At 65.9% G+C, this 12,683-nt stretch carries 13 protein-coding genes and 1 pseudogene; 4 read left to right on the top strand and 10 right to left on the bottom strand.

What is annotated here, in order from left to right:
- Positions 1 to 4 precede the first annotated feature (4 nt).
- Both modA and mopA read right to left on the bottom strand, forming a co-directional pair.
- A complete protein-coding gene (modA, locus tag AC4PTB_RS03170) occupies positions 5 to 763 on the bottom strand; it encodes a molybdate ABC transporter substrate-binding protein (RefSeq protein WP_492191651.1) in 759 nt (252 codons plus the stop codon).
- A 29-nt stretch (positions 764 to 792) separates the two neighbouring features.
- Positions 793 to 1,590 carry a molybdenum-pterin-binding protein MopA gene (gene mopA, locus AC4PTB_RS03165; protein WP_492191650.1) on the bottom strand — a complete coding sequence of 266 codons (798 nt, stop codon included), beginning with the start codon at positions 1,588 to 1,590 and terminating at the stop codon, positions 793 to 795.
- Between the two features lie 250 nt (positions 1,591 to 1,840).
- On the opposite strand from mopA, the pseudogene mopB reads away from it, so the two are divergent.
- Positions 1,841 to 2,663: pseudogene (mopB, locus tag AC4PTB_RS03160) on the top strand (molybdenum-pterin-binding protein MopB).
- Between the two features lie 15 nt (positions 2,664 to 2,678).
- On the opposite strand, the gene AC4PTB_RS03155 reads toward mopB, so the two are convergent.
- From AC4PTB_RS03155 to AC4PTB_RS03145, 3 genes are all read right to left on the bottom strand, one after another.
- Complete coding sequence (locus AC4PTB_RS03155) at positions 2,679 to 3,299, bottom strand: class I SAM-dependent methyltransferase (protein WP_492191649.1); 621 nt, start codon at positions 3,297 to 3,299, stop codon at positions 2,679 to 2,681.
- A gap of 136 nt (positions 3,300 to 3,435) precedes the next feature.
- Positions 3,436 to 4,518 (bottom strand): putative bifunctional diguanylate cyclase/phosphodiesterase, encoded by a 1,083-nt coding sequence (locus AC4PTB_RS03150; RefSeq protein ID WP_492191648.1) that lies wholly within the window; start codon positions 4,516 to 4,518, stop codon positions 3,436 to 3,438.
- 18 nt (positions 4,519 to 4,536) lie between these two features.
- Positions 4,537 to 5,112, bottom strand: coding sequence for a PAS domain-containing protein (locus AC4PTB_RS03145; protein ID WP_492191647.1), 576 nt, complete (start codon positions 5,110 to 5,112; stop codon positions 4,537 to 4,539).
- Positions 5,113 to 5,313: 201 nt separating this feature from the next.
- Between AC4PTB_RS03145 and metG the strand changes: the two genes are divergently transcribed.
- The gene (gene metG / locus AC4PTB_RS03140; protein ID WP_492191646.1) at positions 5,314 to 7,023 is read left to right on the top strand and encodes a methionine--tRNA ligase; all 1,710 of its coding nucleotides are present in this window, start codon (positions 5,314 to 5,316) and stop codon (positions 7,021 to 7,023) included.
- Positions 7,024 to 7,186: 163 nt separating this feature from the next.
- Here the strand turns inward: metG and AC4PTB_RS03135 are convergent, their stop codons facing one another.
- From AC4PTB_RS03135 to argC, 4 genes are all read right to left on the bottom strand, one after another.
- Positions 7,187 to 7,681 carry a holin family protein gene (locus AC4PTB_RS03135; protein ID WP_492191645.1) on the bottom strand — a complete coding sequence of 165 codons (495 nt, stop codon included), beginning with the start codon at positions 7,679 to 7,681 and terminating at the stop codon, positions 7,187 to 7,189.
- Complete coding sequence (locus tag AC4PTB_RS03130) at positions 7,672 to 8,283, bottom strand: holin-associated N-acetylmuramidase (protein ID WP_492191644.1); 612 nt, start codon at positions 8,281 to 8,283, stop codon at positions 7,672 to 7,674. Before AC4PTB_RS03130 ends, AC4PTB_RS03135 begins: the two co-directional genes overlap by 10 nt.
- Positions 8,284 to 8,350: 67 nt before the next feature.
- Complete coding sequence (gene ccmE, locus AC4PTB_RS03125) at positions 8,351 to 8,803, bottom strand: cytochrome c maturation protein CcmE (RefSeq protein ID WP_492191643.1); 453 nt, start codon at positions 8,801 to 8,803, stop codon at positions 8,351 to 8,353.
- A gap of 15 nt (positions 8,804 to 8,818) precedes the next feature.
- Entirely contained in the window at positions 8,819 to 9,847 is a 1,029-nt protein-coding gene (gene argC, locus AC4PTB_RS03120) for an N-acetyl-gamma-glutamyl-phosphate reductase (RefSeq protein WP_492191642.1), read from the bottom strand.
- A gap of 76 nt (positions 9,848 to 9,923) precedes the next feature.
- Between argC and AC4PTB_RS03115 the strand changes: the two genes are divergently transcribed.
- The gene (locus AC4PTB_RS03115; RefSeq protein WP_492191641.1) at positions 9,924 to 10,697 is read left to right on the top strand and encodes a DUF805 domain-containing protein; all 774 of its coding nucleotides are present in this window, start codon (positions 9,924 to 9,926) and stop codon (positions 10,695 to 10,697) included.
- Positions 10,698 to 10,700: 3 nt separating this feature from the next.
- Here the strand turns inward: AC4PTB_RS03115 and AC4PTB_RS03110 are convergent, their stop codons facing one another.
- Positions 10,701 to 11,513 carry a glutamate racemase gene (locus AC4PTB_RS03110; protein WP_492191640.1) on the bottom strand — a complete coding sequence of 271 codons (813 nt, stop codon included), beginning with the start codon at positions 11,511 to 11,513 and terminating at the stop codon, positions 10,701 to 10,703.
- 246 nt (positions 11,514 to 11,759) lie between these two features.
- Here AC4PTB_RS03110 and AC4PTB_RS03105 point away from each other — a divergent pair, with 246 nt between their 5' ends.
- Positions 11,760 to 12,668 (top strand): LysR family transcriptional regulator, encoded by a 909-nt coding sequence (locus AC4PTB_RS03105; RefSeq protein WP_492191639.1) that lies wholly within the window; start codon positions 11,760 to 11,762, stop codon positions 12,666 to 12,668.
- Positions 12,669 to 12,683 lie beyond the last annotated feature (15 nt).

Raw genomic sequence — 12,683 nt, 5'->3', positions numbered from 1 at the left:
CTGCTTATTCGGTGACGTAACCGTATTTCCTGATGATTTCCAAGACTTCCGGGGTTTTCAGAAAGTCGAGATAGGCTTTCGCCGCGGCATCCTCGGCACCGGTCTTCAGCAGTACGGCATCTTGCCGGATCGGCTGGTAAAGGTCGGCGGGCACCATCCAGCTGGAGCCGACAGTCTTGCCGATCACCTGCGAATAGGCGACGAAGCCCACCGGGGCATTGCCCGTCGCGACGAATTCGTAAGCCTGGGTGATGCTTTTGCCGGTGACCAGCTTCGGCTCCAGCGTCTCGTAGACGCCAAGCTTCTGCATCGCCTCGATCGCCGCGGCGCCATAGGGGGCGGATTTCGGATCGGCGATCGCAACATGTTCGAGATCGGTTTTCAGCACCGCGCCCTTGTCATCGACCCGGGCCGGATCGGCCGACCACAGCACCAGCTTGCCCACCGCATAGGTGAAATCGGTGCCCGCGACGGCGTAACCCTCCTCGATCGCCTTTTTCGGGCGCGCGGCATCGGCCGAAAGGAAGACCTCGAACGGCGCCCCTTGCGTGATCTGGGTGTAGAACTGCCCCGAGGGGCCAAAGGCATAGGTGACGCTATGGCCGGTCTTTTCGGTGAAGAGCGTGGCGATCTCCTGCGCCGGTTCGGTGAAATTGGCGGCGACGGCGGCGATCACCTCGCCCGCGGCGGCGGGCAGGGCGAGGGTCATCACAAGGGCAAGCGCGGTCGCACCTGCGCGCAGAGGATGAGGGAAACGGGTCATGTCGGTATCCTTTCTGTCAGAAAAAGAGGTCAGGGCATCGCCAGGATGACATGGCTGGCCTTGAACAGCGCGGTGGCAGGCACGCCGGGGGCAAGCCCCAGCGCATCGGCGCTGGTGTGGGTGATGACGGCGGTGATCGATTTGCAATTGCCCAGATCCAGGATGATCTCGGTGTTCACCGGCCCGTCGGTGCGGGCGGCAACGATGCCGGTCAGCCGGTTGCAGGCGGAGATCCGGCCCGGATCGCCCCCCGCGGCCAGCATCACGAAACTGGCCTTGATCAGCGCGAAGACCTCGACCCCCGGGGCAAGGCCCATGTCGGTGGCGGAACGTTCGGTGATCACGGCGGTCAGGCGGTGGCCATCGGTCAGCGCCAGCTCCACCTCGGCATTGACCGCGCCAAGGGTGACGCGGGTGACGGTGCAGCGCAGGGTGTTGCGGTTCGAGGTGCGCATCGTCAGGCTCCACAGCGTGTTGAGGGCTTTTTCCGGCGCGCTGACGCCGCCTTCGAGCACGCCCAGCGCCTTGGTCAGCGCGCCTTCCAGCAGATCGAAGCCGGCAATCAGCGCCTGCCCCGCCTCGGTCACGCGGGCATTGCCGCCGGTGCGTCCCCCCGGCGCGGCCTCGACCAGAGGCTGTTCGAACAGGTTGTTGAGCGTGCCCACCGCATCCCAGGCGGTCTTGTAGGACAGGCCGACCTCGCGGGCGGCGGCGGCGATGGTGCCGTGACGGGCGATCGCTTCGAGCAGCCGGATCCGGTCGCCGCCCACCCGCGGGGCCCCCGCGCGTTGCAGGCTCAGGGCGGCGATGAGGGGCTGTTCGTTCATGGCAGGGTCCGAAACATGGCGCGTTATGTAGCCTCAAGTAATAGCGATGGATTTTCCGAAGCGGCAGAGCAAGGCCCTTCGCACGCTGCGTCGTTATCACCCGCGCCTTCATATCCCGTGCCAAGTGATGCTGAAATGAGCTGCCTTCGGAACATTGCCCGCAAATTGGGCGCCTGATGAACGGATGGCCGGTTTCGGCACGCCACGATGAGTCGGCGGCACGCTTGCGGCAGTGGCCCCCGGGGGCGGTTTGCGCCACAATGGCGGCAGCGGAGCAGGAGACGGCGATGACGGACGGAATGCGCGGGGCGCTGGTGCTGGAACGGACGGGCGCGCGGATGGGGGCGGAACGGGTGGCGCTGCTGGCGGCGATCGGGCGCACCGGCTCGATTTCGGCGGCAGCGCGCGAGGTCGGGCTGTCCTACAAGGCGGCCTGGGACGGGGTTCAGGCGATGAACAACCTGCTGTCGGCGCCGGTCGTCACCGCGGCGCCGGGCGGCAAGGCGGGGGGCGGCGCGGCGCTGACGCCTGCCGGCGAAAAGCTGATCGCGGCCTATGGCGCGATCGAAGAGGGCGTGGCCAGGCTTCTGGCCAGTTTCGAGAAAAGCCTGAGCCTTGATCCGGCCGAGGTGCTGCGGGGGCTGTCCTTGCGGACCTCGGCGCGCAATGCCTGGACCTGCAAGGTCTGGGCGGTGGCGGCCGATGACGTGGCGGCGCAGGTGCGGATGCGGCTGGGCGAGGGGCAGGATCTGACGGCGGTGATCACCGCGCGCTCGGCGGCCGAGATGCGGCTGGCGCCGGGATCGGAGGTGCTGGCGCTGGTGAAATCGAATTTCGTCCTGCTGGCGGGGGCGGGCGTGCCGAACCGGCTGTCGGTGCGCAACCGGCTGCAGGGCCGGGTGATCGAGCGGATCGACGCCCCCCTGTCAAGCGAGGTGACGCTGGATCTGGGCGGCGGCAAGACGATCACCGCGACGATCACCCGCGACAGCGCCGAGATGCTGGAGCTGCATCCCGGCGCGGAGACGACGGCCCTGATCAAGTCGAGCCATGTAATCCTGGCCCTGCCCTGAGCGCAGGATCGGCGCTTAGGCGACGCGGCGGAAGCGCAGATAGGTCATCAGGCCGAAGGGCGGCAGGCGGGTTTCCTCGACCAGTTTCAGCCGCGGTTCGGACATCACCTCGGCGCGGTCGAAATCGGAATGCCAGCCCAGCGCATCGGCCATCGGCGCCGCCAGTTTCGCGGCGACACCCCAGCCGCCCTTTTGGCGGGCGAAATGGTTGGTGATCAGCACCGTCCCACCGACACGGCAGACCCGCGCCATTTCCGCCATCACCCGGCGCGGCTCGGGCACCACCGACATGATATGCAGCGCGACGACGTGATCGAAGCTCTCGTCCTCGAAGGCCAGTTCGCGCGCATCCATGATATGCAGCCCGGCGACATTGCGCAGCCCCTGCGCCTCGGCCCGGGCCTGCGCCTTGGCCAGCATGTCGGGCGACAGGTCGATGCCGGTCACCGCGACCTTGGAGGGCTCGTAAAGATCCAGCGCCAGCCCGGTGCCGATGCCCACCTCCAGAACGGCGCCGCCCGCGGCATTCACCTGGCGCACGGCATGATGACGCCCGGCATGGGTGATCTTGCCAAAGGTTCTGTCATAAATCGGCGCCCAGCGCTTGTAGCTGCGGGCAATCGCTTCCGTGTGCATCCCGAGACTTTCCCCCCGAACCTCTGTGGATCGAATCACTTTCGCCCGCACGTTGTTGCAGCGGCGGGCAAACATCAAGAAGATTGTCGCTTTTGCCTCTCAAGAAGTCGTTTTTGATCGGCCAATCAATAAATAATCAGCAATCGGCAGAGACACCCTGTTCGATCAGCCCCAGCGCGCGGGCGCAGTCTTCGCGCTCCAGCGGACGGCTCCATAAAAAGCCCTGCCCGACCTCGAAGCCGAAGTCGCGCATCAGCGCCGCGGTTTCCTCGGTTTCCACCCCCTCGACCACGGTGCCAAGCCCCAGCGTCCCGGCCAGCGCCTGCAGCGATTTCAGAATCGCGCGATACCCGGGGCCGGTGTCGATCCCGGCCACGAAGCTCTTGTCGATCTTGAGTTTCTGCACCGGATGCCGGGCCAGACAGGTGAGCGAGGCATAGCCGGTGCCGAAATCGTCCAGCACCAGCGCGACCCCGGTCGCGGTCAGCGCCTCGAACACTTCGGTGCTTTGCGCGGCGGGGTCGATCACGATGTTTTCGGTGATCTCGATGTCGAGCAGCCGCGGCGGCAGGCCGCTTTCAGCCAGGGCGCGGGCGACGGCCGCGGGCAGGATGTCGCGGTCGAATTGCCGCGGAAAGACGTTCACCGCCACCGTCAGCGGCGTCTTGCGACGCCGGTTCCAGATCGCCACCTGGGTACAGGCCTCGCGCAGAACCCAATCCCCCACCGCCAGCGACAGCTCTGAGGCGCTCAGCACCTCCATGAAGGCACCGGGCAGAAGCAGCCCCCATTCCGGGTGTCGCCAGCGCAACAACGCCTCCAGCGCCACGATCTGCCCGCTCGCCAGATCGACCTGCGGCTGGTAGAACAGCTCGAATTCGCGCCGCTCCACCGCGGCCCGCAGATCGCGCAACAGCCGGTGCCGGTGCTCGACGCGGTTGCGCAGGCTTTCGTCATAGCCGGTGGGGCGGTTGAACGCCGCCTTCGACGCCGCCAGCGCCAGCGCCGCATTGGCGATCAGCTCGCCCGCATGGGCGCCATGCTCGGGCGCGCAGGCATGGCCGATGCCGAATTCCAGATGCAGCGGCTGACCGCCGATCCCGAACGGCGCCCGCAGCGCCGCCATCACCCGCGTCAGCTGCGGCCCGGGGATCGCCGCCCCCGCCTCCTGCACCATCAGGAACACGAACCCGTCCTCGCCTGAGCGATAAAGCCGCACGGTCTCGGTTTCGAGCCCTTAAAGCCGGTCGGCGCAGGCCCGTATCAGCGCCTCGTGATGGGCGGGATCGACGGCGGCCCGGTTGCCGGCAAAAGGGTCGATCTCGACGAACAGCAGGCAGACCTGAGGCTGCGGCGGATCGGACCGGGTCAGCACCGCATCCAGATCACTGCGCAGCGCCCGCCGGTCCGGCAGGCCGGTCAGCGGATCCTGGCCCGCCTCGCGGCCCGCGCCCCCGCCGCGCCCCGGCCGCTCGAGCGGATGCAGGAAGGCGAAGACCCGCCCGCTGTCAGCATCGCGTTTCAGCATGACATGCAGCGCAATCTCGCTGCCGTCGCGGCGCCGTCCGCGCACCGCGCGCATCCGCCCGATCGCCAGCGGCACCTTGCCCGCGGCAAAGGCGCGACGCAATCGCGCATGGACAGCGGCCTGCGGTTCAGGGATCAGCACCTCCAGCAGCTGCCCCAGCAGCGCCTCCGCACCATAGCCGAACATCGCCGCAGCCGCAGCGTTCAGATAATCGATGCGTCCCTGCGCATCGATCGCGACGACGCCATCTTCCGGCGCCCCGCGGCTGGGCCAGGAATAGTCCATTCTGGAGTCCGCTGCATGCTGACGGGGAGGGACCGCCACACGCCCAAGATGTGCACTGCTTCGTTCAGTTCCGCAAGCACGAGATTGTGTCTTTCGATAAGACGGACTGTCGCAGGCCGCGCGATCAAAAGGGCGAAACCCTCTGGCCAGCGACGGCCTGCCACGCTAAAGGGCTGCAGTTGCGGCAAGCGGGCAAGGGTCATGGCGCGTCATCTCATCACCTCGGCGATTCCCTATATCAACGGCATCAAGCACTTGGGCAACCTTGTGGGCAGCCAGCTGCCAGCCGATCTTTACGCGCGCTATTTGCGCGGACGCGGCCACGAGGTGATGTTCATCTGTGCGACCGACGAACACGGCACGCCCGCGGAACTGGCGGCGGCCAAGGCGGGCAAGCCCGTGGCCGAGTATTGCGCGGAAATGCATGAGGTGCAGGCGGCGATCGCGGGCGGCTTCCGGCTGAGCTTCGATCATTTCGGCCGCTCCTCCAGCCCGCAGAACCGCGCCCTGACCCAGCATTTTGCCAAGGCGCTGGCCGATCAGGGGCTGATCCGCGAAGTCACCGAAAAACAGATGTATTCGGTGACCGACGGCCGCTTCCTGCCCGACCGCTACATCGAAGGCACCTGCCCGAATTGCGGCTTCGAAAGCGCCCGCGGCGATCAATGCGACAATTGCACCAAGCAGCTTGACCCGGTCGATCTGATCAACCCGCGCTCGGTGATCTCGGGTTCGACCGATCTGGAGATGCGCGAGACGAAGCATCTGTTCCTGCGCCAGTCGGCGATGAAGGACAAGCTGGCCGCCTGGATCGACAGCAAGACCGACTGGCCGGTGCTCTCGACCTCGATCGCGAAGAAATGGCTGTTCGATGGCGAGGGCCTGCAGGACCGCGGCATCACCCGCGATCTGAGCTGGGGCGTTCCGGCGCAATTCGAAGGGGCGCCTTGGGCGGGCATGGAGGGCAAGGTCTTCTATGTCTGGTTCGACGCGCCGATCGAATATATCGCGGGCACGCAGGAATGGGCCGACAAGACCGGCGGCGACTGGGCGCGCTGGTGGCGGCTCGATCAGGGCGCGGGTGACGTGACCTATACCCAGTTCATGGGCAAGGACAACGTGCCGTTCCACACCCTCAGTTTCCCCTCGACCATCCTTGGCTCGGCCGAGCCGTGGAAACTGGTCGATTACATCAAGTCCTTCAACTATCTGAACTATGACGGCGGCCAGTTCTCCACCTCGCGCGGCCGCGGCGTGTTCATGGATCAGGCGCTTGGCATCCTGCCCTCGGATTACTGGCGCTGGTGGCTGCTCAGCCATGCGCCCGAAAGTGCCGATGCCGAATTCACCTGGGAGAATTTCCAGGCCTCGGTGAACAAGGACTTGGCGGATGTGCTGGGCAACCTCGTCAGCCGGGTGACGAAGTTCTGCAATTCGAAATTCGGCACCGAGATTCCGGCGACGGTGGTGCTGACCGAGCGGGAAACCGCGCTGATGGCGCAATTCCGCGAGGGTCTGGCGGCTTACGAAAAGGCGATGGACGAGATCCACGTCCGCCGCGCCGCCGAGGAACTGCGCGGGCTCTGGGTGCTGGGCAACGAATATCTGCAGGCCGCCGCGCCCTGGAGCGTGGTGAAGACCGACGAGGCCGCCGCGCGCGGCATCATCGCCTTCGCGCTGCATCTGATCCGCCTTTACGCCGTGCTCTCGCGTCCCTTCATCCCGGATGCGGCACAGGCGATCATGACGGCGCTGAACTGCGACGACTGGTCCTGGCCCGAGGATCTGGATGCCGCGCTGACGGTTCTGCCCGCGGGCCATGCCTTCGCCGTGCCGGAGAACCTGTTCCGCAAGATCACCGACGAGGAGCGCGAAGACTGGGCGAAGCGCTTCGCCGGTCGGCGGGAGTAAGGGGGGCTCCGCCCCCGCCCCTTCGGGGCTCCCCCGGGATATTTTTGGCAAGATGAAAGCCCTGCCATTTTCACCTTGGTTGAAATATCCTCGGGGGTGAATTCGGGCAAAGCCCGAAGAGGGGGCAGACAGCCCCTTTTGCACCTCCGCCCGGATGCGCCGATCATGCCGCGGGCGCGGCCCCGGCGGCGCCTTTCGACAGGTATTCGCTCAGCGCCGGATTGTCCCCGGCGGGGCCGGGCAGCGCCGGGGCGGGGACCATCCGGGCACGGCTGTAATGAAATTCCCGCGCGCCGAAATAGAACCCGACGATGGCGCCCAGCAGCCACCAGAGCGGCTCTGGCACCGCAGCCAGCGCGACCATCCGCGTCTCGAACCCGGTGGGATCGATCATCGCATAGACGAAAAGACCGAGCGTGCCCAAGGCCAGCATCGGCCGCGGCAACCGGTTCAACCCGTTGACAAAACGGTCGAACAGCCCCTGTCGGGCATATTGAAACTCGGCCCCGTGTTGGGCAAGCGCCGCCTGCCAGGCCGCCGCTTCGGCCTCCATCTTCTTCGTCGCATGCGGCGTGAAGACCTCGGCCACCGCGGTCACCGCGGTCCCGATCGCCCCCGTCGCCGCGGGCGCGCCCAGAATCGTCCCGATCAGCCCCATGTCGCCACCCTTGCCTGATGCTGCGCCGCGCTCAGATGAAAGCGGGGCGAGATGAATTCCTCGGCGCGCAGGATCCAGCCGCCCTTGGTGCCCGCCCGCGTCGTCGCATATTTGCGGCTCGCGGGACGTCGGTCGGCCAGATCGTAGTAGTAATTCCGCCGCGCGATCCCGTAGGCATCGACGAAAAGCTGCGGCTCCCGCGCCGCGGCGGCCTGCGCCGCCGCGATCGTCTGCGGCCCCAGCACGCCATCGACGGCGACCGGATGGCCCATCCGGCCCAACAACTCCTGCAGGATGCGGATCGCATTCGCCCCCGCATTCACCTGCATGTCGAAGACCGAGGGCTGCAGTTCCGCGGGCAGCTGATCCAGCTTCGGCGCCCTGAAATATTGGCTGACATAGATTTCGGCCGCCTGATCGGGGGAGATGAGCCGCAGATCGCGCGTGCTCACCCCCCCGTCGCGGTTCAGATCAAGGCCAAGCCGCTGCAGCGTGCCCAGCGTCACCCCGTAGTTCGTCGCCCCCCCGGGATCGGAAGGGTCGTTCACATAGCCACCCTCGCGGGCGACGATTTCGCGGGCAATATCAGTCACCGATTTCATGGCTCTCCCCTTGGTTGCCGGGGAAAGCCTCGCGAAATCAGGTTAACGACGGCGCAAGCGGGCGCGCTCAGCCCTCGGGCTGGGCCGGATCGCGATAGACGCCCTGTTCCTTCAGCGCCTCGGTCACTTCCTTGGGCATGTAGTTTTCATCATGCTTGGCCAGGATTTCGCGGGCGACAAAGGTGCCATCGACCATCTCGCCGGTGCCGACCATCCCCTTGCCCTCGCCAAAGAGGTCGGGCAGCACGCCGGTGAAGGTGACCGGCACCGAAGCGCCGCCATCAGTAACCTTGAAGGTGATCGCCTCGCCCTGCCCGCGCTTGAGCGTGCCTTCCTCGACCAGACCGCCCAGACGGAACACCTCACCCGCGGCGGGCGGTTCGGCGATGATCTGGCTGGGCGCGCGGAAGAAGTTGATGCCGTCGCGCATACCATAGCCGATCAGCGCGGTCGAGAGCATCAGCGACCCGGCCGCCACCAGAAGAATCTGGATCCGCCGCGTTTTCTTCAGGTTTTTCATCGTCCTGCCCCTGCGTTACGGGAAGACCGGGGCCAGCATCAGCCCCAGGGTTTCGGGCAGGCCCAGCATCAGGTTGGCGTTCTGGATCGCCTGCCCCGAAGAGCCCTTGGTGAGGTTGTCAAGCGCGACGGTGACGACGGCGCGGCCCGGCAGCCGGTCGCCGATCACGCCCAGATGGACGAAATTCGACCCGGCGACCGAGCGGGTCGAGGCCAGCTGACCAAAGGGCAGAACCTCAAGGAAAACCTCGTGTTCATAGCGACTTGCCAGCGCGGCATGGATGTCTTCGGGGGTGCCGCGGACATAGACGGTGCCCAGGATGCCGCGGTTGAAGGGCATCAGATGCGGCGTGAACTGCACCCACACCGGCCGCCCGGCCACTTTAGAAAATTCCTGATCGAATTCGCCCAGATGCCGGTGCTTGCCGCCCGCCGAATAGGGCATGGTGCCGCCCGCCAGCTCCGCATGCAAAAGGTTTTCCTTCAGCGAACGCCCGGCCCCCGACACCCCCGCCTTCAGGTCGATGACGATTTCGTCAAGGTCGATCACCCCCGCCTCGATCAGCGGGCGGATCGCATATTGCCCCGCCGCGGCATTGCAGCCGGTGCCCGCGCAAAGCCGCGCCGTTTTCAGCTCTTCGCGGTAGAATTCGGTCAGGCCATAGACCGCCTCGGCCTGCAGATCCATCGCCGCATGCGGCTTGCCATACCATTTTTCATATTCGGCCGCGTCGCGCAGACGGAAATCGGCGGACAGGTCCACCACTTTCAGATCCCGCGGCAATTCGGCAATGACCGCTTGGCTGGTCGCATGCGGCAGCGCGCAGAAGGCCAGATCGACCTTGGAAAAATCGATCTCCTCGATCTTCACCAGATCGGGCAGCCCCATGTGACGCAGATGCGGAAACACCTCGCCCATCTGCATCCCGGCCTTCCGGTCGCCCGACAGCGCCGTGATCTCCATGTCGGGATGGGTCGCGATGATGCGGGCAAGCTCGGCGCCCGTATAGCCCGAAGCCCCGAGGATGGCGATTTTCTGGGTCATTTTCGTCTCCGCAATTGTCCCTCCGTCCTGCCTCAGGCTAAGGTGCCGCGCAAGCAAAGTTTGCGCGAGGGTTTCAATGGCGAAGGCGTGGCATTACGCATGGGCGGGCAAAAGCGAAGGCCCGGTGGATGAACTTGTGATCCGCGATCTGATCCGGGCGGGACGGATCAAGGCCGACACGCTGGTCTGGTCCGGGGGGATGGCCGATTGGGAGCGCGCAGACCGGCATTTCGCCTTTGCGCCGCAGCCCCTCGCCCCCGTTGCGCCGCCCGCCGGACCGCCCGCGATACCGGGTGCCGTCTTTGGCGGGCCGGGCTATCCGGGCGCAGCCTATCCGGGCGCAGCTTACCCGGGGGCCGGTTCCTACGGCGCGGGCGTTTCGGGCGCCGCGCCCGCGCGCAGCTTCCCCGAGGCGGTGAAGGTCTGCTTCCAGAAATACATCACCTTCCGGGGCCGGGCGAGCCGTTCGGAATACTGGTGGTTTTTCGTGTTCTGCATGCTTGTGGGCTTCGTCGGCGGCTTTCTGGAAGCGGCGATGGGCCGCGACGGCGCGGTGCTCAGCGGGCTTGTCTCGCTGGCGACCTTCCTGCCCTCGCTCTCGGTGACGGTGCGACGGCTGCATGACACCGACCGCTCGGGCTGGTGGGTCGGCGGCTTCTATCTGGCGCTGATCCCGGCGGGTCTGATGATCGGCCTGCTCGGCGTCGCGACGCAAGCCGCGGGCGGCACGCCTGAAACCGCCGCCCTTGCCGTTTTCGGGCTGATGTCGCTGCTGGGCCTCGCCTACATGATCGCTATGTTCGTCTTCATGTGCGCGCGCGGCACGCCGGGGCCGAACCGTTTCGACTGAGCCTCAGGCGGCCTCGAACTTGATCTGGTGGCGCAGGAATTGCGTCGCATGCATCGAGACCGAGGCCGCATCGCCGGTGGTGATGAATTTCGACACCTTGCCCGCCCCAAGGAATTCGGGCCGGCGCGTCAGATAGTCGGCCAGGCTTTCGGCCACCAGATTGGCCTGGGAATAGACCTTGACCTGCGGCCCCAAAGCCTCCTGAAAGGTCTTTTGCATCAAGGGGTAATGGGTGCAGCCCAAAATCGCCGCCTCGGGATGGGGCATCCGGCGCTTGAGCGCCTCGACATGCGAGCGCACCAGCGCCTCGGCCAGAATCTCGTCCCCCGCCTCGATCGCATCGACGACACCGCCGCAGGGCTGCGCCTCGACATCGACGCCGATCGCGCGATAGGCCAATTCGCGCTGAAACGCCCGGCTCGCCACGGTGGCAGGCGTCGCAAACAGCGCCACATGTTTCACCGCCACTTCGCGCGGCGGGGAATTGTCGCCCCATTGCCGTTCCGTCAGCGCCTCGATCAGGGGCACGAAGACGCCCAGCACCCGCTTGTCCTTCGGAATCCAGTGCTCCTGCATCTTCTTCAGCGCCGCGGCAGAGGCCGTGTTGCAGGCGAGAATCACCAGATCGCAACCCTCCTCCCACAGCCGTTCAACGCCCTTGCAGGTCAGGTTGTAGATGTCATCGGAGGTGCGCACCCCATAGGGCGCATGGGCATTGTCGCCGTAATAGACGAAGGCCACCTCGGGCAGCCGTTTCGAGACCGCCTCATAGACCGTCAGACCGCCCAGCCCACTGTCGAAAACCCCAACTGCCATGCCTGCTTCTCCGCCCTTTGCGTCTTCAACGCCCTTTTCCCGGTTCTAAGCCTCTCGGTCGCGAAAAGAAACGCCTATTGCGCGAGCGGCCACCGCCGAATGCCCCGCAGAAATGCACAAAAGTCTCTGTAACGACAAAGTTTACGCGCTAACAGTGAATTTGACCGAAAGCCATTTGTGAAAAGATGGCGATTTAGATATGCAGCCGGTGCAGAACAGGTATGAACAGGTGGCGTCGTGCAGGGCATGGACTGGGACAAGTTGCGCATCTTCCACGCGGTGGCGGATGCCGGGTCTTTGACCCATGCGGGCGATGCGCTGCACCTGTCGCAATCGGCCGTCAGCCGACAGATCCGGGCGCTGGAAGAATCGCTGGGCACCACCCTCTTTCACCGTCACGCCCGCGGCCTGATCCTGACCGAACAGGGCGAATTGCTGTTTGACGCCACCTCGACGATGGCGAAAAAGCTCGATGCCGCCGCCGCGCGCATCCGCGACAGCGAGGAAGAGGTCTTTGGCGAGCTGAAGGTGACGACCACGGTCGGCTTTGGCACGATGTGGCTGGCGCCGCGGCTGGTGAAGCTTTACGACCGCTATCCCGAGCTGAAGATCGACCTTTTGCTGGAAGAGCGCGTGCTGGATCTGCCGATGCGCGAGGCCGATGTGGCGATCCGGATGAAGGAACCGGCGCAGGCCGATCTGATCCGCAAGCGGCTGATCAACATCCGGATGCGGCTTTACGCGGCGCCGGACTACATCGCCCGCGCCGGACGCCCCGAGCGGATCGAGGACATGGCGAAGCACCGGCTGATCTGCCAGAACCCCGCCACGCCGCAGGTGCAGGCGGGCGCGCAGCTGACCCATAGCGTGATGGCGCAGGGCGTGCCCTCGACGCTGATGGTGAACAACTACTTCGGCGTGCTGCAGGGCGTTTTGAACAATATCGGCGTCGGCGTGCTGCCCGATTACCTGACCGCCGATTTCCCCCATCTTGAACGCGTCCTGCCCGGGGTCGAGTCGGTCGAAGTGCCGGTCTTTCTCGCCTATCCCGAGGAATTGCGCTCCTCGCGCCGGGTCAATGCCTTCCGCGATTTCGTGCAGGAAGAGATCCTCGCCTATCGCCGCGCGCAGACCGGCGAGGCCGCCCTCGACTGACCCCGGGGGCGAGGC

Source organism: Rhodobacter sp. 4.3.4, assembly GCF_058724655.1.
Note: the sequence above shows the minus strand (reverse complement) of the source record. Positions and strands in the feature narration are given on the sequence as shown.

Bases quoted from the DNA above. Each gene is read 5' to 3' on its own strand.
- modA (WP_492191651.1), bottom strand. From the start codon at position 763: ATGACCCGTTTCCCTCATCCTCTGCGCGCAGGTGCGACCGCGCTTGCC.
- mopA (WP_492191650.1), bottom strand. From the start codon at position 1,590: ATGAACGAACAGCCCCTCATCGCCGCCCTGAGCCTGCAACGCGCGGGG.
- AC4PTB_RS03155 (WP_492191649.1), bottom strand. From the start codon at position 3,299: ATGCACACGGAAGCGATTGCCCGCAGCTACAAGCGCTGGGCGCCGATT.
- AC4PTB_RS03145 (WP_492191647.1), bottom strand. From the start codon at position 5,112: ATGGACTATTCCTGGCCCAGCCGCGGGGCGCCGGAAGATGGCGTCGTC.
- metG (WP_492191646.1), top strand. From the start codon at position 5,314: ATGGCGCGTCATCTCATCACCTCGGCGATTCCCTATATCAACGGCATC.
- AC4PTB_RS03135 (WP_492191645.1), bottom strand. From the start codon at position 7,681: ATGGGGCTGATCGGGACGATTCTGGGCGCGCCCGCGGCGACGGGGGCG.
- AC4PTB_RS03130 (WP_492191644.1), bottom strand. From the start codon at position 8,283: ATGAAATCGGTGACTGATATTGCCCGCGAAATCGTCGCCCGCGAGGGT.
- ccmE (WP_492191643.1), bottom strand. From the start codon at position 8,803: ATGAAAAACCTGAAGAAAACGCGGCGGATCCAGATTCTTCTGGTGGCG.
- argC (WP_492191642.1), bottom strand. From the start codon at position 9,847: ATGACCCAGAAAATCGCCATCCTCGGGGCTTCGGGCTATACGGGCGCC.
- AC4PTB_RS03115 (WP_492191641.1), top strand. From the start codon at position 9,924: ATGGCGAAGGCGTGGCATTACGCATGGGCGGGCAAAAGCGAAGGCCCG.
- AC4PTB_RS03110 (WP_492191640.1), bottom strand. From the start codon at position 11,513: ATGGCAGTTGGGGTTTTCGACAGTGGGCTGGGCGGTCTGACGGTCTAT.
- AC4PTB_RS03105 (WP_492191639.1), top strand. From the start codon at position 11,760: ATGGACTGGGACAAGTTGCGCATCTTCCACGCGGTGGCGGATGCCGGG.